Source organism: Actinoalloteichus sp. GBA129-24, from assembly GCF_001941645.1.
Classification (GTDB): Bacteria; Actinomycetota; Actinomycetes; order Mycobacteriales; family Pseudonocardiaceae; genus Actinoalloteichus_A; species Actinoalloteichus_A fjordicus.
The window spans coordinates 871,077-893,474 of record NZ_CP016077.1 but is presented as its reverse complement, the minus strand read 5'-3'; the positions used below and the strand labels follow the sequence as shown (position 1 = coordinate 893,474).

The window sequence follows — 22,398 nt, the reverse complement described above, 5'->3', positions numbered from 1 at the left end:
GATCCTCGCAGACCGGCCGCGCCCCCGATGGAACTCGACGCGTCGCATCCGTGAGCGGGGCCGCCGCCCGGTTCAGCACGGCCCGACGCGACACGGGCCCGACTCGACACGGCTCGACCACCGGCCCTCCTACTCGGTCCCGCCGCCTCCGCCCTGATCGCCTCAGCACGCCCCGTCGCCGCCTCGGCGAGGTCGACGCACCCCCAGCCCGAGTACGCAGCCGAGGGCGACCAGGACCGCGCCGAGCAGCGCCGAAGCCGCGAGCTCCTGCGCACCCAGCAGCACCGCAACCCCCAACCCGGCCACCGGCATGGCGCCGATCAGCACCGACGCGCGATCGGCGCCGACCGTCGACACACAGTGGAACCACCAGCCGAAGGCCACCGCGGTGACCAGCACGCCCAGCACCAGCAGGGCGACGGCCTCGGCCGGGTAGGGAAGCCGCCAGGCCGCAGGCCCTTCGGCGACCACACTGACCAGCCCCGCACCGATCGCGGCAACCGCACAGGCGTACGCCGCCGTCGCCATCGCCCCGAGTCGACGAAGGGGTCCGACCGCGAACAACGTGAAGGCGGCCTCACCAGCCAACGCGAGACCGGCCAGCAGCAGACCCGGCCCCTGCCAGGAGCCGCCGCCGGAGAGCACCGCCGCCCCGACGACCACCAGCGCGGCGCCGAGGATCACCGCCCGGCCCGGCCGCCGTCCCGCGATCAGCGGAGCGAGGATGCCGATCAGCAACGGGGCCGACCCGACCATGGCGGCCACCAGACCGGGATCGGCATGTCGCTGGGCGAGCAGCACGAAGATGCTGAAGCCCACCATGCCGAACGCGGCCACCGCCGCGAGGGCGAGCAGGTCGCGCGCGCCGGGCACCGGCAGGCGCCACCCGCGCCGCGCCCGATCCTCCGCGCCCCGATCTGCCTGCCTGCGGTCGGCAGGCCCTCGATCACCGGGGCTGCGGCCTCGCAGCAGCAGCCGGCCGAGCAGGCAGAGCGCTCCGATCAGGTATCGCAGCGACTGGGCGGCGAAGAGCGGATAGTCGTCGAGCAGGCCGGTGATCGGCACGGAGCCGCCGACCAGGACGATGCCCGCCAGCCCCAGCCCGACGGCGGCGCCGGGGGAACGGGCCGAGCGGGGCGCTGCGGGTGGCACGAGGGCTCCGGCGGTCATGGCGCCAGCGTGTCCGGCGAGTGGTCCAGAGATAAGGTCCACTCCCATGCGTGCAGAATGGACCACTCTGCGGGAGCTGCTGCTGCCCGAGATGTCCACGGCGACCAGGGGCCGCCGAGAGCGAACCTTGGAGGCCGCGCTCCGGGACGGCGTCCGCGTCGGACGACTCGCCGCCGGAACTCGGCTGCCGTCCAGCCGGGATCTCGCCGCACAGCTCGGACTGGCCCGAGGAACCGTCACCAGCGCCTACACCCAGCTCGTGGCCGAGGGATACCTGATCGCCGTCCGAGGATCGGGCACCTCGGTGGCCAGGGTGGTGGATGAGGGCGCCAAACCGTCGCAGGTCGCAGGCCCGCGTGCCGCGCAGCAGACCTGGGACCTGCGGCCGGGCCTGCCCGCGCTCTCCGCCTTCCCCCGCGCGGCCTGGGTGGCGGCGGTGCGGGCCGGCCTCGCCGAGCTGCCGGACCATGCTCTCGGCTATCCCGATCCGGTCGGCCTGCGCGCTCTCCGGGAGGAACTCGCCGCCTATCTGGGACGCGTGCGCTCCGTGCACGCCGATCCGGCCGAAGTGATCATCACGAAGGGTGCGGCCGAGGGATTCTCCCTGCTCGCGGCCCACCTGTCCGACCACGGTCATCGAGAGATCGCCGTGGAGGACCCCGGCCATCCGGGACAGCCCCGGCTGTTCGCGGGGTCCGGCCTGTCGGTGGTGCCGATCCCGGTCGACGAGGACGGGCTTCGCGTGGACGTGCTGGCCGCGACCTCGGCCCGCGCAGTACTGGTCACCCCCGCACATCAGTTTCCGCTCGGCGTGGCGCTGGCTCCGCAGCGCAGGCTGGCGCTGGTGGAGTGGGCACGCCGGGTGAACGGCCTGATCCTGGAGGACGACTACGACGCCGAGCACCGCTATGACCGGCCCGCCATCGGCGCGATGCGATCGTTGGCCCCCGGCCACGTCGCCTATCTGGGCAGCGTGTCCAAGACCCTGGCCCCTGCCCTGCGTCTCGGCTGGCTCGTCACGCCCCTCGGCATCCGGGACGACCTGGCGCGCATCAAGCTGTTGCGCGATCTCGGCTCCAGCACGATCGATCAGGCGGCGTTGGCCCGGCTGGTGCGTGACGGCGGTTACGACCGGCATCTGCGTCGCACCCGGCGCATCAACCGTCATCGCCGGGACACCCTGGTCGAGGCGCTGGCGAACCGGCTGCCGGGCTGGCGGGTGGTCGGCCCTTCCGCCGGTCTGCACCTGGTGGCCAGGCTGCCCGACGGCGTCGACGACCGCAGGCTGAGCAGTGCGCTGGCTCGGGCGGGCGTGCTCGTTCCGCCGCTCTCCGACTATCTGCGCGGCCTGCCGCCCTCGGTGCTGTTCCCCGGCCTGGTCCTCGGCTACGCGGGGCTGACCCCGGACCGGCTGCGCGAGGCGGTGCAGGTCGTCGCGACGGTGTCCGAGGGGGCGGACGGATCCGGTCCCGGCCCACGGCGGATCGGACACCCCGGGGTCGACGGCCCGTAAGCTTCCGGTGTGCAGTTCCTTGACGGACACCGCCCCGCCCACGACCTGACCTACGACGATCTCTTCCTCGTGCCTCGACGTTCCGGGGTCGAGTCTCGCTTCGACGTGGACCTGTCGACGTCGGACGGCACCGGGACGACGCTGCCCCTGGTGGTGGCCAACATGACGGCGGTGGCAGGCAGGCGGATGGCCGAGACCGTCGCCCGACGCGGTGGTCTGGTGGTGCTGCCGCAGGACGTGGCGCCCGCCGCGGTCGCGGAGATCGTCGACTGGGTGAAGCACCGGCACCCGGTGTGGGACACGGCCCTGGTGCTACGCACCGACGACTCGGTGGCCGACGCGCTCAATCTGCTGCCCAAGCGCGCGCACGGCCTCGTCGTGGTCGTCGACGACGATCAGCGACCGGTGGGCACCGTCGACGAGGCGGCTTGCACGGGAGTGGACCGGTTCACCCGGCTCGGCGAGGTGCTCGACACGGAGCTGGTGGTCGTGCCCACCGGAACCGAGCCGCGCGAGGTCTTCGACCGGCTGCACGGCAGGCAGGCGACCGCCGCGTTGTCGGTCGACTCCGACGGACGGCTCGTGGGAGTGCTGACCGGCCTCGGCGCGCTGCGCGCAGGCATCTATCAACCCGCCCTGGACGCGGCGGGACGCCTCCGGGTCGCGGCGGCGGTCGGGGTGAACGGCGACGTGGCCGCGAAGGCAGCTGCGCTGCTGGCGGCCGGGGTGGACACCCTCGTCGTGGACACCGCGCACGGGCATCAGGAGAAGATGCTCAGCGCGCTGAAGGCGGTTCGGGCGCTGGACCCGCAGGTCCCGCTCGTGGCGGGCAACGTCGTGACCGCGGAGGGCGTCCGCGACCTGGTCGAGGCGGGAGCCGATGTGATCAAGGTCGGCGTCGGTCCCGGCGCGATGTGCACGACGCGGATGATGACCGGCGTCGGCAGGCCGCAGTTCTCCGCCGTCGCCGAGTGCGCCGCCGAGGCGCGTGCGCTCGGCAGGCACGTCTGGGCGGACGGCGGAGTCCGGCATCCGCGCGACGTCGCATTGGCCCTGGCGGCGGGGGCCTCCTCCGTGATGATCGGCTCGTGGTTCGCAGGCACCTACGAATCGCCCGGCGACCTGCGCCGCGACGAGTCCGGCCGCGCGTACAAGGAGTCGTTCGGCATGGCCTCCAAGCGTGCCGTCGGTGCCCGCACGCGCACCGACAGCGCGTTCGACCGGGCCAGGAAGGGTCTGTTCGAGGAGGGCATCTCCAGTTCGCGGATGCTGCTGGACCCGAAGCGGCCCGGCGTCGAGGACCTGATCGACGAGATCTCCTCCGGTGTCCGCTCCGCCTGCACCTACGCGGGCGCGCAAACCCTGAAGGAGTTCCACGAGCGGGCGCTGCTGGGCATCCAGTCCGCGGCCGGCTTCGCCGAGGGTCGCCCGCTGCCCGCCGGGTGGTGATCGGGCGGGGCCACGACCCCGCCGATATCTGAGGCCGGTAGGTGATCCCTGCTGTCCTGTTGCGCAGGGCAGGCGCCGCGCTGGCCCCGCGCAACAGGAAACTGGGGATCAAAGACAGGCTCTGAGACCACCCGCCGAACCCGGGGACGTCACGGGGCCGGACCTGCGTGACGCCGGCGCGAAGGAGGCACCGGCGTCACGACGGGGAGTTCCGGCTAGAGCGGCGAGTCCCCCTCCAGCATCTCGGTCACCAGGGCCGCGATCGGCGATCGCTCCGAGCGCGTGAGCGTGACGTGGGCGAACAGCGGATGGCCTTTGAGCTTCTCGATCACCGCCGCGACACCGTCGTGCCTGCCCACGCGGAGGTTGTCCCGCTGCGCCACGTCATGGGTGAGCACCACCCGCGAATTGCTGCCCAGCCGCGACAGCACGGTGAGCAGCACGTTGCGTTCCAGGGACTGGGCCTCGTCGACGATGACGAAGGAGTCGTGCAGTGACCGGCCTCGGATGTGGGTCAGCGGCAGGACCTCCAGCATCCCCCGATCCACCACCTCGTCGATCACGTGCTGCCCCGCCAGGGCGCCGAGGGTGTCGAACACCGCCTCGGCCCACGGCTGCATCTTCTCGCTCTCGCTGCCGGGCAGGTAGCCGAGCTCCTGACCGCCGACCGCATAGACCGGTCGGAAGACCACCACCTTCCGATGCTGCGACCGTTCCAGCACCGATTCCAGCCCCGCGCACAGCGCCAGCGCCGACTTGCCGGTGCCTGCCCTGCCGCCCAGCGACACGATCCCGATCTCCGGATCGAGCAGGAGGTCGAGCGCGATCCGCTGCTCGGCCGAGCGACCCCGCAGGCCGAAGGCCTCTCGGTCGCCTCGGACCAGCCGGACTCGCTTCTCCGCCGTCACCCTGGCCAGTGCACTGCCCGTTCCCGAGAGCAGCCGGAGTCCCGTGTTGCACGGCATGTCCCGTGCCTCGTCCAGATCCACGGTCCCCTCTTTGAAGAGGGCGTCGATCAGCTCGTGCTCGACGTCCAGATCGGCCATCCCGGTCCACCCGGAAGGGGCCACGTTCTGCGCCCGGTACTCGTCGGCGACCAGTCCGACGGAGCCCGCCTTCACCCGGAGGGGCATGTCCTTGGTCACCAGGGTGACCCGCCTGCCCTCCGCCGCGAGATTCAACGCGCAGGCGAGGATGCGTGCATCACCGGAATCGGTGCGAAAGCCCGGCGGCAGGACCGTGGGATCGGTGTGGTTCAGCTCGACGTGCAGTGTGCCGTCGGCCTCCCCGACGGGGATCGGACGATCCAGCCGCCCGTGGCGGAGCCGCAGGTCGTCCAGGAGTCGAAGCGCCTCGCGGGCGAACCAGCCCAGTTCGGGATGGTGCCGCTTGCCCTCCAGCTCACTGATCACCACCAGCGGCAGGACCACGGAATGCTCGGCGAACCTGGTGATCGCCCAGGGATCGGACAAGAGGACCGACGTGTCGAGCACGTAGGTGGCGGTGCGATCCTTCGTGCGGGTCCCGCGTGCGCGGGTGGCCCGCCTGGCGGGTTCGGCCGTCACCTCCGGGGTGTTCGACACGCTGCTGGAGGTACGGCTGGCGGACCGCCTCGAAGAACGGGGTGCAGTCACGGCAACTCCCTAGCGACCACGGCGACGCGGCCGCATCTCGGTGGGCCGGGCGCGCTCGGCGACCGTTCGGGTACGCCGTCGCCGTCCGCAACGGACACCAGCGGACGAGAGACCGCCCCGTGTCCGCCCCGAACGACCGGATCGGCAGGGCTGCCGCCTGCCATCCGCTGTCGTACCCGTCAAAGCCACGACGTGAGCCTCCCGGGGCGGGCCGCCTCCGTCACGACTCGCCTCTTCGGACGCTACCTCTGCTCGGGGGCTGCCGGCACGGGCCACACAGGTGATTCGGTCGATAGACACCCGCACGCTACGTGTAGGCCAAACCAGGGCAGGAAACCATTCGGACAGGCCCGAACAGGTGAAACGTCGACCTCATTGCGGGCACAAACAGCCGTCACAGGCGCAGATGCCCGATACGTCACCACCGCTCGGCGCTCGTCTCGTTCACCCGTTCGGCGGCGGCTGTCTCCACCCGGACGGACTCCGGCACCAGGGCCTCGTCCAACAGTCTCAGATACCGGGAGGCCAGTGGTTCGGCGGCCGGTCTCAGATCGAGCCAGCTCCGCAGCAGCCGGTAGCCCTCCACGTAGGTCGTGGTGTAGGCCCGCCACAGCGGATCGGCGATGAAGCGCAGCGACTGGCGGGCTCGACGGTCCGAGATCAGCAGCCAGCGACGGAGGAACGCCACGACCGCCTCCTCGTCCGCGCCCCGATCGTGCAGCATCAACGCGGCGTCCTGCCGCACGCCGAGCAGCCCGGCCCTGGCCGTCTCGACCCGTTCGACGAGTTCGCCCTCCATCCGCAGCCCGAGGTCGGCCATGATCTCGGCCGTCCACGGCCCCCACCCCGGTCCGATGATCGCGTGCAGGCCGAGATCGGCCAGTCCCTCCGCCATCAGGCACTGCGGGGTGTTGACCAGGAAGAGGGCCTGCTCCTCGAAGCCCTGCCTGCCGAGCAGGCCCGCCTCCTTTCGGCAGTGCTCGGTGTGATGACCGGGATAGGACTCGTGCGCCACCAGGTGCGCCAGGTGGGCCATCCGATGGCCGATGTCGGCGTTGATCGCGACCCGCGAGCGGTAGTCGCCGAGGTAGTAGTTGAAACCGCTCCACGGCTTGTCGCTGACCACCTGGTACTCGACCCGTTCCTGATCGGGCAGGCCGTATCGACCTCGGACCAGTTCGCGGAGCGCGCCGGAGAGTTCCACGACACAGCCTTCGAGTCGATGCGGCGGGACCTCGTCGCGCCGTCGCAGCTCGGCGAGTCGATCGGGCAACGACCCGCTTCCCGGCAGCAGCGAGTCCAGCTCGACGTGCGCGGCCCGATACACGTCCTGGTCGCCTGGCGTGATCCGGACCTGGAAATAGGCCTCGACCTCGTCGACGAATCCGATCGGCTCCCCCGCCAGTCGACGCCCCGAGCATTCGAGTGCGGTGAGCTGTGCGGCAAGGAATCGGGTTCGGCCTACGTCGAGACCGACCGAGGGCAGTTCCGCACGCAGCTCGGCGGCCCGCGAGGCGAGTACGCCGGGAACGGGCCTCGGCTCGCCGTCCACCTGACGCCGGAGTCGCGGATCTCCCGTGTAGGCGTCGACGAATCCCTCGACCAGCCGGTCGAAGCGCAGTCCGAGCAGCAGGTACTCGCGCACGAGCTGGTTGCCGTCCATGGACCGGGGAGCCTACGGGCCGGACCCCCTGTTCCACGAGAGCCGCCTTATACCAAAGTCATCACACCGACGCAGACCCGGCCAGCCCAGGCTGACCAGCTCGGACCGACACCCATCGGCGACGATGCACCGATCACCTGCACCGATCACTATCGAGTGAAATACACCTTTCCGTCGATCTACACCCTATAGAGTTCACCCAATTGAATGATCTTCGCACCTACCCGAATCAGATTTCACACAATAGTGTGACTCGATTTCCCATCATGGGAAAACACCTAGTAGCTTTCGGTTTCGACAAGAGAACACCGGTCCATGGCTTGCCCATGAATCGGACCCCGAACCGGTCGCCGGGAGTGGCTCGGAGACCGAAAACGCCTGTCGCGGATTTCCGCATTCAGCCCGGCTGGGCGGTCTCCGAACGACGGGAACCCCGCGACGTCGGTCACGACGGCCCTGACGGGGACTGTGGAACCGCGAGGTTCTACTGCCCGAGTCGTCTTCGGACGCCTCGGGTGACGGTGCACCGGGAATCCCGAGTTATATCTCAAATAATTGAGGAGAGTGAATCCAAGTGCTGAAGAAGGCAGGCGCTGTCGCCGCTGCTGCAGCCGGACTGTTGATGCTGGCTCCGGCCGCTCACGCCGGAAGCTACGACAATGACGGCATCAACATCCTCAACGACAACCAGCTCAGCGTGCTGCCGATCCAGCTGTGCGGCAACAACGTCGCGATCCTGGGCGCGATCATCCCGATCGCCTCGCCGCAGATCAGCCACTGCACCAACGCGCCGCAGATCAACGACGTGGGCAACCACACCTTCATCGACGACTGAGTCGGTGTACCAGTCGGGGCGTCGGGCCTTCGGGCCCGGCGCCCCGACGTCGTATGTGCGGGCAGCCCGGATCGGGTGTCTGCCGCCACCCGTCCTCGACCGGGCGGCGTCACCGCTGCGGCAGTCGCGAACGGCCTCGCGAACGGCGAAGGGCCGTGCGGCGCCATCGGCGAGAGCCGACGGCACGGCGCACCGCGCCCACCCCGGCACGCCACTTCGCAGTGTCGCCGCCCACACGCTACCGTTCCGTAACCTACGGTCCCGTAACCTGTGTCGCGTGACGACACCGACCATGCCGAAGCCGCTCGTGAAGCCTCGGATGCGCGGCTGGATTCACTTCTGGTCCTTCTTCACCGCACTGCTCGCGGGCAGCACGCTCATCGTGATGGCTGCGGCGACGGTCTCCGGACGCGCAGCGGTATCGGTGACCATCTACGTGCTGACCGTCCTCGGTCTGTTCGGCGTCAGCGCGCTGTATCACCGACGCCACTGGTCGAGCGCGTCGAGCCGGGCGTGGATGAAGCGTCTCGATCACTCGATGATCTTCTTGTTCATCGCGGGCACCTACACACCGTTCGCCTTCCTGGCGCTGTCCCCCGGAACCGGGGTCATCGTGCTGTCGGTGATCTGGGGCGGCGCGGCGGCAGGCGTCGCGCTGAAGCTCCTGTGGCCGCATTCGCCACGGTGGGTGGGCGTGCCCATCTACATCGGGCTCGGCTGGGTCGCGGTCTTCGTGATGCCCGAGATCGGGGCCAACGCCGGGGTCGCGGCGCTCGTACTGCTGATCGTCGGCGGGGTGTTCTACACGGTCGGCGCGGTGTTCTACGCCACTCGCTGGCCGGACCCCTGGCCGTCGGTGTTCGGCTATCACGAGTTCTTCCACGCCACGACGGTCGTCGCGGCCCTCTGCCACTACGTGGCGATCTGGCTGGTGCTGTACGCCTGAGCCGGGTGCGGCGGATCGTCGCCGACACCGTGGGCCCGCCGCGCCGAGGTTCGCGAGCCGGGCAGGCTCGTGGGATCGCACGGCCGATCGATCACCACCGGGCCGGAGCCGGAGGACGACCGTCTCGGGGTCGGCGATGCGTGCCGCCGACCCCGCGATCCCCGCGCGTCGGTCATCCGAGATCGGGCCCCTGGGACCGGAGCTTCTCGACCTCGGCCATGGCCTCACGCAGTTCACCGAGCCACTCGTCGGCATGCTCGCCGACCAGCCGCACGGCCCAGGCCAGGGCCTCGGATCGCGAACGGGCCACCCCGGCATCGACCAGCGTGTCGAGGACGAGCCGCTCCGACTGACGCAGCCTGGTCATCACCGGCACCGAGACCGTCGTGAAGTGCTCTTCGGTACTGCCGAGGCGAGCGCCCCAGGCGACCTTCCGGTCGTAGCGGTGTTCGGCCTGTCGGGCGATCTCGATGCGATCCTCCCTGGTCTGCTCGCGGAAGCGGGCGATCCGACCCGACTCGGCAGCACCGCGTGCCGCGTCGTCGGAGAAGGCCTCGTCGAGCGCGGGCAGTTCGCCGACCAGCAGGATCTCCTCCCGGTCCACCGTGAGTTCCGGCGCCCCGACGAACCAGTCGTCGGGAAGACGGCCTGCGAACCAGGCGGCCGCGTCGTCGGTCGAGGGCAGTTCGGCCTGCTGCCAGCCGCCACGCCCGCGCCCGCCGCCCTTGCCGCGCCCTGAGCGGTGGCCGGGACCGCCGCCCCAGCCGTGCGGACCGCGTCCGGCGGCCATGAATCGTGCGTACATGTGAACCTCCGTTGCAAGGATTACTTAATTACATCCCATCCAACACGGCGGCTCGTCGTCTTGTTCCCGGTCAGCGGGTGAGGGCGGCGCTGAGTTCGGCGGGACGTGTCATGGGCAGGTCACAGACGTAACCCCGGCACAGGAACACTGCCGAGGCGCCGTCGATGGGTGCGCGATCGGCAAGCAGCGGGACGCCGGGGTCCGCGCCCTGTCCGGCCACCACCACCGTGCCGCCGGGGGCGAGCGAGCGGGCGATCGACAACAGGACCTCTCCCTCGGCGTCCGCCGGAGCCAGCGCCACCGCGATCTGCAGCGGGCCCGCGACCAGGGACTCGGCGACGGTGAGCCAGTGCCCGGCGAATCGGGGGCTCCTGGCGATCAGCACGCCCGCTCTGGCCATCGCCTGTTCCGCCGCGGCTCGGTAGGCGCCCGACCGGACCGGGCCGGTCAGCGCCGAGGCGGTCACCAGGGCCTCGGCCAGCGAGGAGGCACCGGACGGGCTCGCGTTGTCGCCCGGATCGGAGGGCCTGCGCACCAGAGCTTCCGCATCGTCGGCGGTGTCGTGGAACAGGCCAGCGATCTCCGGGTCGGCGAAGTGCTGCAAGGCCACGTCGAGCAGGGTCTCGGCCTCGGTCAGCCAGCGGGGCTCCGAGGTGGCCTGATGCAGGGCCAGCAGCCCCTGGGCCAGGCAGCCGTGATCCTCCAGCACTCCCCTGGCGCTGCCCGCCGCCCCGTCCCGAGAGCTGCGTAGCAGCCTGCCGTCGATCAGGTGCAGGTTCAGCAGCAGTTCGGCGGCCTCGACAGCGGCCCGCACCCAGTCCGGCCGATCCAGCGCAGCGCCCGCCTCCGCCAGAGCGGTGATCGCCAAGCCGTTCCATGCGGTGACGACCTTGTCGTCCCTGGCAGGCTGGGGCCTGCGATCCCGGGCGGCCCGCAGCGTGGTCCTGATCCGCTGCCACCGCGCCTCGCCGCCGTACTCGGCGGCCGCCGCCACGGCGGGAGCATCCCCCGCAGGCCCTGCGGCAGGCACGGAATCCGGGTCGGCAAGGAGTCGCAAGGTCGAACTGCCGTGCTCGAAGCTGCCTTCGGGGGTCACCGCAAGCAACTCCGCCGCCCAGCGACCGTCCTGCTCCCCGAGCACCTCGATCAGCTCGTCCGGGGTCCACACATAGGTGAGGCCCTCCACGCCGTCGGTGTCGGCGTCCAACGACGAGGCGAAGCCGCCCTGGCCGGTGCGCAGCTCGGTCAGCAGGAACTCCGCCGTCTCCACCGCGACCCGGCCCGCCAGCGCCGAGCCGGTTCGCCGAGCCAGATGGGCGTACACCCGCAGCAGCAGGGCGTTGTCGTAGAGCATCTTCTCGAAATGCGGCACGACCCAGCCCGCGTCCACGCTGTAACGGGCGAATCCGCCCGCGAGCTGGTCGTACAACCCGCCACGGGCCATCGCCGCGCAGGTCTGCTCGACCAGGTGGAGCGCGCCGGGGTCGTCGGTGCGCTCGTGATGACGCAGCAGGAACTCCAGCACCATCGACGGCGGGAACTTCGGCGCCCCGCCGAACCCGCCGCGAGTACGGTCGAAGACCGCCGTCAGGGTGGCCACCGCCTCGACGAGGGTGGTCTCGTCCACGGGCGCGGCGGGCAGCGGCGCGGTCTGCTCGGCGAGGCCCGCCACGATCCGCGTCGCCGCCTCGCGGACCTCCCCGCGCCGCTCCTGCCAGGCCGCCGCCACCGCGTCGATGAGCTGCGGGAACGACGGCATGCCGGGATGCGGGGTCGGCGGGTAGTAGGTGCCGCAGTGGAAGGGCTCACCCTCCGGGGTGAGGAAGCAGGTCATCGGCCAGCCGCCGCTGCCGGTCATCGCCTGGGTCGCGGTCATGTAGACGGCGTCGACGTCGGGCCGTTCCTCGCGGTCGACCTTGATGTTGACGAAGTTCTCGTTCAGCAGGGCGGCGATCGCCTCGTCCTCGAAGGACTCGTGCGCCATGACATGACACCAGTGACAGGCCGCGTAGCCGACGGAGAGCAGCACCGGCACGTCCCGCCGCACCGCCTCCGCGAACGCCTCCTCGCCCCAGGGATACCAGTCCACCGGATTGTCGGCGTGCTGTTGCAGGTAGGGACTCGTCGCGTCTGCCAAGCGGTTCGCCATGAGCCCTACTCTGGCAGCCTGCGGCGCGGAAGACAGGGAAAGGGCCGCGCTCGGTGCCGGTCGCCTGGTCCTCCCGCATGCGCAGGCCCGGCGGCCCCGGCCGCGCGAAGTCGAGCGCGTCACCGACGGCGCCGCACGGCGCGGCGGACAGGTTCTCGCTTTCCCGCTACAGCGGCTTACCGATGATCGCAGCGGTCACGATCGAGCAGACTCCACTCCATGAGAGGCCGCAGCGCGGCGAGGAGCCCTCGGCCCCGTTCAGTCGGAACGTAGGTGACGAGCACCGGAGTCGTCGGCACCACCGTCCGTTCGATGAGCCGGTTGGCTTCGAGTTCACGGAATCGCTGCGCCAGCATCCGGTCCGAGATGCCGGGTACATGGTTGCGGTATTCGCGGAAGCGGCGGGCGCCCTGAACTCCGGCAAGCAGCATCACTGCCGTCCACTTCTTGCCGACGAGTTCCACCGCGTCGAGGAAACTCCGACATTTCTCCTCGTCGGCCGCATCGAAGCCTGCCTGCGACGCGGGCCCCCGGTGCGGTTCTCTGGTCACCACGCGCGAGACCCTACCAACTTACAAGACATTAGTGACTTACTGGTTGTTTGCCCCTGTTGGCGGGGCGCAGGGATGCTCGCGGCATGATCACGCAACCTCGTCGGCAGCTGCGGTGCCCGTGAACACTCCCGTGAGTTCGACGTTCCGCGCCGCAGGCATCGGCGGGCGGTCCCACGATCCGCTGCGGGCTCCGACCGGCCCGGTGACATGCGCCACGCAGCGATCTCTCCCGAGTGGACGGAGCGCACGCGGACCAGCCCTCGCAGGCGGCCTGCTCGCATCCCGCACACCGGGCAGGCTCCGCAACACCGACCGCACGCCGGTGACGGCAGTGCTCGGCCCCGGCCTGGACCGGCACTCGGAACATTCCCGATGACGGACGTCATCCGACAAACGGAATCATGAAAGGCGGCACCGTGCCCGGGACATGAGTTCGGCCCGCACACTCGACCCCTTGGATCTCAATCGCCCAGGAAGGTAATACGCACACCATGAAGATCGGCATCGGAATACCCAATCAGATCCGCGACGTGAACCCGACGATAATTCCAGAATGGGCGTCGCGAGCCGAGCGAGCCGGCTTCTCCGCGCTGGCCACGATAGGTCGAATCGCCTATCCGGCCGTGCTGGACACCATCGCCCTGGCCGCTGCGGCCGCCGTCACCAAGACCATCGGCTTAACCAGCACCGTCCTGCTGGCCACGACCACGCCGCCTGTTCTGCTGGCCAAGGAGCTGGCGGGCATCGACGGATTGTCCGGCGGACGGCTGACACTGGGCGTCGGGATCGGCGGAAACCGACCCGATGACTTCGTCGTCGACGGACTGCCCGCCAAGGGGCTCGGCAAGCGCATCGACAGCGATCTCGCGGTCTACCAGGACGTCTGGAGCGGCAGGCCTGTCGGCGGGGGCACCAATTCGGCCGTACCCACCGGCACTCGCGCAGTTCCGCTGCTCTTCGGTGGATCGGCGCCCGCGTCGTACCGGCGGATGGCCGAATGGGGCGAGGGATACGTCGCCGGTTCGGTGCCTGCCCCGATGGTGGAACCCAGCTTCGACGCGGCGCGGCAGGCATGGAAGGAGGCAGGCCGCGACGGCTCGCCGAGACTCGTGGCCATCGCCTACTTCGCCCACGACGACCTGGCCACCGGGCAGGACAACGTCCGTGACTATTACTCGGCGGTCGGGAGCGATACCGCCGACTTCATCGCGGGCAATGTCCACCATGGGGCGGCAGGCGTCCAGGCCGCCATCGAGTCCTTCTCCGCGATCGGGGCGGATGAGCTGATCTTCCACCCAGCCGTGCCGGACCTGAACGAGATCGAGAAACTCGCCGAGGCCGTCCGGTAAGCCGCCGGAACCAGGCAGGGTGGCCGCCGGTGACGGCTGCCTGCGGCCACCACACCGGCCGGAGCCGGTATCAGCACCGCAACCGCCTGCGCGCCGCCCCGGCAGCACGGTGCCGACCCGGCAGTCTGCCGCCGTCGTCCCGGGTGCGGTTCGCCGTCGGCGAGGCCGCACCGGTGTGCAGGTCCGGTGGGCGGGAGATCCGCCGTTCCTGCGCGCGCCGAGGAGTTCGAGCGCCCGCACCGTCGAGGCCGACCCGATCGGATGCCGCACACTGGGCGGATGAACGCGGGACGAGCGGCGGCCAGGGGTCGGGCGCGGTGGACGGCCGACGCCAGGAGCGCGACGGTGACCGGCGGCGAGGCCGTGCTGCGGCCGGACTCGGATCGCCGCGACGCCTGGACACTACTGGTCGATGGCACCCCGCAGTCCCACGTCGACCTTGCCGAGCCGAGCTATCTGCTCTTCGAATACGTCCGACGCCTCGGGCACGTGGTCGACCTGGTCGGACAGCCGGGCGCGGCGCTCGACGTCGTCCATCTCGGCGGCGGGGCGCTCACCCTGCCGCGCTATGTCGCCGCCACCCGACCGGGCTCCCGACAGCGAGTGGTGGAGTACGACGAGGCCCTCACCGAGTTCGTCCGCACCGAGCTGCCGTGGGACAAGCGGGCGAGGATCAGAGTCAGCGGCGCCGACGCACGGGAGTGGCTGTCCCGACAGCGGCCGGACTCGGTGGATCTGCTGATCGTGGACGTCTTCGCCGGGGCCCGCACGCCTGCCCATCTGACCTCGGCGGAGTTCGTCACCGCTGCCGCCGGGTTGCTGCGACCCGGCGGCGTCTACGCGGTCAATGTGGCCGACGGCCCGCCGCTGTCCTTCGCCCGCAGGCAGGCGGCCACCCTGCGCTCGGTCTTTCCCGAGACTCTGCTGATGGCCGAGCCGGGGCTGCTGCGGGGCAGGCGGTTCTCGAACCTGGTGCTGGTGGGCTCAGCCGCGCCGCTGCCGGTGGCCGAGCTGACCAGACGAACGGCGGGCGACCCGACGGCGGCCCGGCTGCTCGAGGGCGCGGCGTTCGCCGAGTTCATCGGCACCGCGACGCCCGTCGGCGACGCCGACGCCACGGCCTCACCGCTGCCGCCCTCGGGGGTGTTCGGGCGGTGAGCCGTGCCGAGGAACGGGCTGGTCCAGCCAGACCACGAATCGCGCCGAACGACGTGGCCGCCGAAGCCTCTAGTCGGTGATCTTCGGGTGCCTCGTTCCCGCCAGGGTCAGCCAGACGACACGCTGCGCCTGATCAGGGCAGTACCAGACCCGACCGCCCGAGGTCGCCTCGTACTGCCACTGGTCAAATACCCGGCCCCGGATGACGCGGGTCGAGAACTCACCACGCAGTCGATGCTGCCGTTCAGGCCGCTCCGGATTCGTCGGCCGTTCTGAAAGGATGACCCAGGCTTCCCAGGTGTTCGACGGCGCATCTCGACACAACTCCTCCCACCCTTTCGCCGCTTCCGAGGTGGCAAACCGGACAAGCCACCCCTCCGGGCGTCGAGGCGGTGCTGCGCGATCACCACGCTTTCCTGACACTGCTCACGTCTCCATCGGATTCGGCACCGGACCGAAGTCACCGTCCAACGGACCGGACAACTGAGCGGACAGCTCCGGGTCCGCGTAGATGACTGCGGTTGCCTTCCACTCCCGCACCGTCTGCGCGACCACCGTCCACCGTCCGACCTCGGCCGATACCCGAAATGCCCTGGCAAGGTCCTCGACGAAGGCTCGGCGAGCATGCTCTGGAAGAACGTCCACCCAAGGGAACTCGACAGCCGCCGCACTCGCCAACTTCGGGGCATCCAGTTGTGACAGCAGGCCCCGTACCAGCCGGGCCGCATCGAGCGCACCCTCCGCCCTGCTGTTGGCCCGATCTTCTCGGGTCAGCAGCAGATCGGGCCCGTCTCGTCTATGGACCCGCACGTCGCCTTCCTCGGTCAGCTTGGCCACGCCCTTGGGATCACGCTGCAACTCACTCCAGTGCACGTCAGAGGCCATACCGCAATTCTGAACTATTTCGGAAGTAGGCGCAAGTCGCCTCTCCGCCCCGCTCACAGCCTCGGATCGACCGGATCGGACTCCAGCGCCAGCACCGCGAAGGCGCACTCGTGCACCCGCCACAGCGGCTCCCCCGCGACGAGCCGCGCCAGGCCTTCCAGCCCCAGCGCGTACTCCCGCAGGGCCAGCGATCGCTTGGTGTCCAGCTTCCGGTCCTTGAGCCGGGTCAGGTTGGCGGGCTGGAGGTAGTCGGGGCCGTAGACGATCCGCAGATACTCCCTGCCACGCACCTTCAGGCCCGGCTGCACCAGGCGATCCTTCGCCCTGGTGAGGTTGTCGGCGGGCTTGACCACCATCCCCTCGCCGCCCTCGGCGGTCAGGTCCGTCCACCAGGCGACCGCCGACTCCACGGCGGCGGGATCGTCGAGATCGACCTCGACGCGGCGGGTCGTGCGGAAGGTCGCAGGCGCGGCCGCCACCAGCCGATCCGCGACGGCCAGGTGCCAGTCATGCGGCCGGTCCTCGAAGGTCGAGCCCTCGGCCGCCAGGAGCTCAAACGGCGCCAGGCGGACGTCGTCAAGCCCCGACATCGGCGCGCAGTAGCGGCGGTAGGCCTCGCGGAACGCGGCAGCATCGGAGGCACGTCGCGTGGTGCGAGCCAGGAGTTCCGCCACGTCGGCGCCTCGCGACGCCGCAGCGGAGAGGCTCGCGACGGCGGCGGGCAGGGCAAGCTCTGCGGCGGCGCCGACGGCGGCGAAGTTCTCCCGGATGAGCTCGTCCGCCTTGGCGTTCCAGGGCAGCAGCTCGACGTCGAACAGCAGCCACCCGCCTGCCTGCTCGGCCCAGAGCCCTGCCGTCTCGCAGGCTCGCCGAACCCGGTCGAGCAGCCGTCGGGTGTCCGCCACGCCGAAGAAGGACCGGCCCGTCCTGGTGTAGACCGCGCCCGCGATCTCCGCCTGCTTCTCGTCGCTCATGCCGAACCTGAGCCGCGCCGTCTCGGCGTCCCGACACACCAGGACCACCGCACGGGAGCCCATGTGCTTCTCCTCGCAGACCACCCGGCGCACCCCGGCCCCGCGATAGGCCGCGAAGGCCTCGTCCGGGTGTTCCAGCAGGTCGGGACGTGCCGAGGTCGGCGAGGGGGCCATCGTGGGCGGCAGATAGGCCAGCCACCTCGGGTCGAGGGAGAACCGGCTGATCACCTCCAGCGCGGCCGCCGACTGCTCCTCGCGAACGGTCACCCGCCCGTGGTGCGCGGTCTGCACGGTCCGCCTGCCCGCGACGTCCTCGATCCGCAGGACGTCGGGCTCGACCCTGACAGGCATGGTGTCCGCGCCTGCCTCGGCGGCGGGCGCGGGCGAGGACAGCGGGCGGGCAGGTTCGTACCAGACCTGCTGGGCGGGCACCGAGACCAGCTCGCGCTCCGGATAGCGCAGCGCGGTGAGCCTGCCGCCGAACACACAGCCGGTATCCAGGCAGAGCGTGTTGTTCACCCATTCCGCCTGCGGGATGGGCGTGTGCCCGTAGAGCACCATCGCGGACCCGCGATAGTCGTTCGCCCACGGATACCGGACGGGCAGCCCGTACTCGTCGGTTTCGCCGGTGGTGTCCCCGAACAGCGCGAAGCTCCTGACCCGCCCGGAGGCCCGCCCGTGATAGCGCTCCGGGAGTCCCGCGTGCGCCACCACGAGCCTGCCCTCGTCGAGCACGTAGTGCGCGAGCAGCGAGTCGCAGAAGCCCTGCACACGCCGGGTGAACTCCGGCGGCTCCGCCGCGAGCTGGGCCAGCGACTCGCCAAGGCCGTGACCGATCGAGACCTTCCGGCCCTGCAGGGCTCTCAGCAGTTTCGCCTCGTGATTGCCCGAGACACACAGGGCCGTGCCGTCGGAGACCATGCCCATCGCCAGTCGCAGGACGCCGGGAGTGTCCGGACCCCGATCGACGAGGTCGCCGACGAACACCACCCGCCGCCCTGCCGGGTGCTCGGCTCCCACCGCCCGGCCCTCGGCGTCGCGACGAAGCCGGTAGCCGAGGTCGCCGAGCAGGGCCTCCAGCTCGGCCCGGCAGCCGTGCACGTCGCCGATCACGTCGAACGGGCCGGTCTCGCCCCGCAGGTCGTTGCGCAGCGGTTCCAGGACGATCTCGGCGTCGGCGACCTCCTCGGGGCTGCGCAGCACGTGGACCCGGCGGAAGCCCTCCTTGGCCAGTCCCTTGATCGACCGCCGCAGCTCGGCTCGGTACCGACGCACCACGTCCGCGCCGAAGTCGCGATCCGCGCGTTCGGCGTTGCGCCGGACGCAGACGCCCTCGGGCAGGTCCAGCACGATGGCGACCGGCAGCACGTCGTGCTCCTTGGCCAGACGCACCAGGCTCGCCCTCGCCTGTCGCTGCACGTTCGTCGCGTCGATCACGGTGAGCCGCCCGAGAGCGAGCCGGGCACCCGCCACGTGGTGCAGGGCCTCGAAGGCGGGGACCGTCACCGACTGGTCGTTCTCGTCGTCGCCGACCAGGGCGCGGAAGGCGTCGCTGGCCAGGACCTGCGACGGTCGGAAATGCGTACGCGCGAAGGTGGACTTGCCGGAGCCGGTGGCGCCGATCAGCACCACGAGAGCGGTCTGCGGCACGGCGAACGTGCTCATGCCGACACCCCTTCCTTCGCCGAGGACCGCGCGGAGGCCACGGGCCCCCGATCGTCCTGTCTGCTGAACACGGCGAGCTGGGTGAGCGGCCCGAGATCCGGATGAGTCGCCCCGACCCCGTCGAAGCGAACGCGGTAGCCGTGTCGATGGCAGACCTGCCGTGCCCAGCTCGCGAACTCGGCCCTGGTCCACTCGAATCGGTGATCGGCATGGCGGAATCCCGCCGGTGTCAGGGAGTCGAACAGCACGTTGTACTCCACGTTCGGGGTGGTCACCACGACGGTGCTCGGCCGGGCATGGCCGAACACGGCCCGTTCGAGGGCGGGCAGCCGAGCGGGGTCGACATGCTCGACGACCTCGATCAACGCCGCGCCGTCGTAGCCGACGAGATCGTCGTCCAGGTAGGTCAGCGCCGACTGGCGCAGGGTCAGCCGAGCACGCCGAGACTCCGGAAGCCGGTCGACGCCGATTCGTCGTTCGGCGATCCGCAGCGAGCGCATCGACACGTCGACGCCGGTGACCGCGGTGAAGCCGGGGTCGGCCAGCAGGTCGGCCACCAGCTCCCCGTTGCCGCAGCCGAGATCGAGCACGCGGGCGGCCCCGGCCGCGCGCAGCGCGGTCACCGCCGCGAGCCGCCGCTGCCGCGCGTGTTCGCCACGCCGGGCCGTGCGGTGCGCGAGCACGTCGGCGACCGGGTCCGGCTCCTCGTCCTCCGGAACCTCGTCGGCGAGCCTGCCCAGGGCCGAGGCCACGTAGTCGCCGCGATGCGCCAGGTATCGAGCGGTGATCAGCTCGCGCTCGGGATGTCCGGCCAGCCAGCCCGACCCGGCACGCAGCAGCTTGTCGACCTCCTGCTCGGCCACCCAGTAGTGCTTGCCCGCGTCGAGCACCGGCAGCAGCACGTAGAGCTGGTTGAGTGCGTCGCAGAGCCGCATCGAACCGGTCAGGCGCAGCCGGGCGTAGGGCGCGTCGCCCCAGGCAGGCAGGCGCTCGTCCAGCGGCGGCGTCGAGCTGTCCACCTGCCAGCCCAACGGGGCGAACAGCCGGTGCGGCAGGCCCGCATCGCCCCGGACGGGCGCGGCGGGAACCTCGATCTCCAGGGGCAGCACGCTCTCGGCCAGCTCGGGTCGTGCCTCGCAGCGGCCCCGCATCGCGGTGCCGAAGACCGAACCCAGGGCGACCGCGAGCATCGAGGACGCGGCGTAGGGCCGGTCGTTGACGTAGGAGTCCAGCCCGGCGCCCTGACGTCCGCTCCGGCCCGCCCGCCGGGCCAGCGCGATCGGGTCGACCTCCAGCAGCAGCGCGGCCGTGCAACCCGCCTCGTCGGCCCGTGGATAGAAGACGTGGGCCGAGCCCGCGGACACCGAGAAGCTCTGCACCCGGTCCGGATGTTTGTGCAGCAGGAAGCCGAGGTCCGTCGCAGGCTGGTGAGTCGTGGTCACGGTGAGCAGCACCGCGCCATCCTCCCCCAGCAGGACGCTCGTTCGCAGGCGGTTTACCGTCCGGCCGTTCCACCGGGAGGACAGGGCCGAGCGCCTGCTCAGGACGGCGATCCGCTTCACCCGCGGTCGTACCCACCCGCCACGCCGAATCCCTGGGCGGGGAACCGGCGGTGGCGGTGGTGTGCGATCACCCGGAGTCGCGGCTCCCGGCAGCGCCTCGCGTGGCGCCGCTCGCGCCGTCGGTCGACGTGCCGACCCGAGCGGACTCGCCCGAGCCGTCGCTCCCGGCCGCCGAGGCCGAGCCCGGCTCCGCGGCCGAGTCGGCGTCCGCGCCGCCTTCTGGAGTGTCGAAGCTGGCGGGCAGCTTGCGCAGATGCCTGGTCATCGACCGCACCAGGAACCCGACCGCGATGAAGAAGAGCACCATCAGGACGAGCCCGACCGGCGACGACTTGCCGAAGTCCTCACCTTGCCCGCCGGGGTCGTCGACGCCGAAGGCCAGCGCCGACCACGCCAGCGCGTCCGCGCCGGCGATCACACCGTCACCTTCTCGTGCACGCCTGCGAACAGGTCGTCCTCCGGCAGGGTCGCGTCGACGAGGGACCGCACGAGTTCGTACTCCTCGGTGGGCCACACCTCGCGTTGGACGTCCAGCGGCACGGCGAACCACCTGCTGTTCGGGTCGATCTGCGTGGCATGGGCGATAAGGGCGGCGTCGCGGGCCTCGAAGTGTTCTTCGCACCGCACCCGCGTCGTGACCCGCTCCATCACGTCGGGCCGCGACGCGTCCCAGTTCGCAAGCCACTCGCCGTAGGGCGACTCGATGCCGCGCGCGATCAGCTCCTCGTGGAACGTCGTCATCTTCGCGCGGGAGAACCCGTGCGAGTAGTAGAGCTTCTTGGGCTGCCACGGCTCGCCCGCCGACGGGAAGCGCTCCGGGTCGCCCGCCGCGTCGAACGCGGCCATCGACACCTCATGGCAGCGGATGTGGTCCGGGTGCGGGTAGCCGCCGTTCTCGTCATAGGTCACCATGACGTGCGGCCGGAACTCGCGGACGACGCGGACCAGTTCCTCGGTGGACACGTCGAGGTCGACCAGCGCGAAGCAGCCCTCGGGCAGCGGGGGCAGCGGGTCGCCCTCGGGAAGCCCCGAGTCGACGAAGCCGAGCCACCGATGCTGGACGCCGAGGATCTCTGCCGCCGCCGCCATCTCCTGGCGACGCACCGCCGTGATGTTCTCGGCGATCTCCGGACGGTCCATGGCCGGGTTGAGGATGCTGCCCGCCTCGCCACCGGTACAGGTGACGACCATCACGTCGTGACCCTCGGCGACATAACGCACCAGGGTTGCTGCGCCTTTACTCGATTCGTCATCCGGGTGAGCATGCACCGTCATCAATCGCAGCTTCTCAGCCATGGTGCGACCGTCGTCCCTCCTGCAGGTGTAACCGCCCCCCGGCGAGCAGCCTCCCAGGGCGGTCCGGGGATACTCGTCAACGCGAGCAACGATGCCATTGTTCCCGCCGTCTCTGACGATCCGCACTTGAGGTATGCATAGGCCGTGAACGACACCCCGCCGTCGACGACGCTGCGCCAGCGGCCAGCGGGCCGTTACGGCACCCCCACCCGCAGGCCGTCACGATGGGTGTTGATCGGATCGCTCATCGTCGCGGCGGGCATCGGCCTGGTGGCCTCCGTCGTGGCGTACCGCAACTACGGGAGTCCGCCGATTCGGGCGGAGCAGATCGCCTTCGACATCACCTCGGACGACGCGCTCGATCTCAGCTTCGAGGTGGTTCGGGACGAGCCATCCCGACCCGCCGTGTGCGTCCTGGAGAGCCGCGCGGAGAACGGCGACGAGGTAGGCAGACGCGAGGTCTACATCCCGCCCGCCGAGGGCTCGATGATCTACACCACGACGCTCCGCACATCGCAGCCGCCGGTCATCGGCGAGGTGTTCGGCTGTTCGTATGACGTGCCGGAATACCTGATCGACACTGCGCTGACTCCACCTGGAGGGGGGATGCGGCCAAGCGGGTGAACCGCAGCTCACGGCCCGGCCCGACGCAGGAAAACGAGCGACGGGCCTCTTTTGGCGTGCTAGCCTCGAAGCACAGCACGGTCCCCTGGTGGGCCGTGTTTTTCCGTATCCGGCCGGGAGTCCGGATGACTGCGGACGGGCTGGCGCCTGTTCGGGACAGAACGAGG

Annotated in this window: 18 protein-coding genes; 7 read left to right on the top strand and 11 right to left on the bottom strand. The window is 70.6% G+C overall.

Annotated features, from left to right (window positions below):
• Positions 1-162: 162 nt before the first annotated feature.
• A complete protein-coding gene (locus UA75_RS04205) occupies positions 163-1,170 on the bottom strand; it encodes an EamA family transporter (protein WP_083682903.1) in 1,008 nt (335 codons plus the stop codon).
• A gap of 46 nt (positions 1,171-1,216) precedes the next feature.
• Between UA75_RS04205 and UA75_RS04200 the strand changes: the two genes are divergently transcribed.
• Positions 1,217-2,683: a PLP-dependent aminotransferase family protein gene (locus UA75_RS04200; RefSeq protein ID WP_075739048.1), complete on the top strand. Its 1,467-nt coding sequence runs from the start codon at positions 1,217-1,219 to the stop codon at positions 2,681-2,683.
• Between the two features lie 9 nt (positions 2,684-2,692).
• Positions 2,693-4,132: a GuaB1 family IMP dehydrogenase-related protein gene (locus UA75_RS04195; RefSeq protein ID WP_075739046.1), complete on the top strand. Its 1,440-nt coding sequence runs from the start codon at positions 2,693-2,695 to the stop codon at positions 4,130-4,132.
• Between the two features lie 215 nt (positions 4,133-4,347).
• Here the strand turns inward: UA75_RS04195 and UA75_RS04190 are convergent, their stop codons facing one another.
• Both UA75_RS04190 and UA75_RS04185 read right to left on the bottom strand, forming a co-directional pair.
• A complete protein-coding gene (locus tag UA75_RS04190; RefSeq protein WP_232237796.1) occupies positions 4,348-5,625 on the bottom strand; it encodes a PhoH family protein in 1,278 nt (425 codons plus the stop codon).
• A 559-nt stretch (positions 5,626-6,184) separates the two neighbouring features.
• Positions 6,185-7,429, bottom strand: a complete 1,245-nt coding sequence (locus UA75_RS04185; protein WP_075739042.1) for a DUF885 domain-containing protein — start codon at positions 7,427-7,429, stop codon at positions 6,185-6,187.
• A 574-nt stretch (positions 7,430-8,003) separates the two neighbouring features.
• On the opposite strand from UA75_RS04185, the gene UA75_RS04180 reads away from it, so the two are divergent.
• Positions 8,004-8,264 (top strand): hypothetical protein, encoded by a 261-nt coding sequence (locus UA75_RS04180; protein WP_075739040.1) that lies wholly within the window; start codon positions 8,004-8,006, stop codon positions 8,262-8,264.
• A gap of 292 nt (positions 8,265-8,556) precedes the next feature.
• Positions 8,557-9,210, top strand: a complete 654-nt coding sequence (gene trhA, locus UA75_RS04175; RefSeq protein ID WP_075739039.1) for a PAQR family membrane homeostasis protein TrhA — start codon at positions 8,557-8,559, stop codon at positions 9,208-9,210.
• A 172-nt stretch (positions 9,211-9,382) separates the two neighbouring features.
• Here trhA and UA75_RS04165 read toward each other — a convergent pair whose 3' ends face one another.
• From UA75_RS04165 to UA75_RS04155, 3 genes are all read right to left on the bottom strand, one after another.
• A complete protein-coding gene (locus UA75_RS04165) occupies positions 9,383-10,000 on the bottom strand; it encodes a hypothetical protein (protein ID WP_075743380.1) in 618 nt (205 codons plus the stop codon).
• Positions 10,001-10,085: 85 nt separating this feature from the next.
• A complete protein-coding gene (locus UA75_RS04160; protein WP_075739035.1) occupies positions 10,086-12,164 on the bottom strand; it encodes a thioredoxin domain-containing protein in 2,079 nt (692 codons plus the stop codon).
• Positions 12,165-12,340: 176 nt separating this feature from the next.
• Positions 12,341-12,718: a winged helix-turn-helix transcriptional regulator gene (locus UA75_RS04155; protein ID WP_198042916.1), complete on the bottom strand. Its 378-nt coding sequence runs from the start codon at positions 12,716-12,718 to the stop codon at positions 12,341-12,343.
• Between the two features lie 491 nt (positions 12,719-13,209).
• Between UA75_RS04155 and UA75_RS04150 the strand changes: the two genes are divergently transcribed.
• A complete protein-coding gene (locus tag UA75_RS04150; RefSeq protein WP_075739033.1) occupies positions 13,210-14,067 on the top strand; it encodes an LLM class flavin-dependent oxidoreductase in 858 nt (285 codons plus the stop codon).
• Between the two features lie 279 nt (positions 14,068-14,346).
• Positions 14,347-15,225 (top strand): spermidine synthase, encoded by an 879-nt coding sequence (locus UA75_RS04145; RefSeq protein WP_075739031.1) that lies wholly within the window; start codon positions 14,347-14,349, stop codon positions 15,223-15,225.
• A gap of 426 nt (positions 15,226-15,651) precedes the next feature.
• Here the strand turns inward: UA75_RS04145 and UA75_RS04135 are convergent, their stop codons facing one another.
• The 5 genes from UA75_RS04135 to mca form a co-directional block, all read right to left on the bottom strand.
• Entirely contained in the window at positions 15,652-16,110 is a 459-nt protein-coding gene (locus tag UA75_RS04135; protein ID WP_075739027.1) for a hypothetical protein, read from the bottom strand.
• 53 nt (positions 16,111-16,163) lie between these two features.
• Positions 16,164-18,749 (bottom strand): polynucleotide kinase-phosphatase, encoded by a 2,586-nt coding sequence (locus UA75_RS04130; RefSeq protein WP_075739025.1) that lies wholly within the window; start codon positions 18,747-18,749, stop codon positions 16,164-16,166.
• On the bottom strand, positions 18,746-20,203 hold the full coding sequence (locus UA75_RS04125; protein ID WP_075743378.1) for a 3' terminal RNA ribose 2'-O-methyltransferase Hen1: 1,458 nt from the start codon (positions 20,201-20,203) through the stop codon (positions 18,746-18,748). The genes UA75_RS04130 and UA75_RS04125 overlap by 4 nt, the downstream gene beginning before the upstream one ends.
• A gap of 175 nt (positions 20,204-20,378) precedes the next feature.
• Entirely contained in the window at positions 20,379-20,729 is a 351-nt protein-coding gene (locus UA75_RS33690; RefSeq protein WP_198044295.1) for a hypothetical protein, read from the bottom strand.
• A complete protein-coding gene (mca, locus tag UA75_RS04115) occupies positions 20,726-21,607 on the bottom strand; it encodes a mycothiol conjugate amidase Mca (RefSeq protein WP_075739023.1) in 882 nt (293 codons plus the stop codon). The genes UA75_RS33690 and mca overlap by 4 nt, the downstream gene beginning before the upstream one ends.
• Positions 21,608-21,751: 144 nt before the next feature.
• Here mca and UA75_RS04110 point away from each other — a divergent pair, with 144 nt between their 5' ends.
• A complete protein-coding gene (locus UA75_RS04110; protein ID WP_232251157.1) occupies positions 21,752-22,231 on the top strand; it encodes a DUF4307 domain-containing protein in 480 nt (159 codons plus the stop codon).
• Positions 22,232-22,398 lie beyond the last annotated feature (167 nt).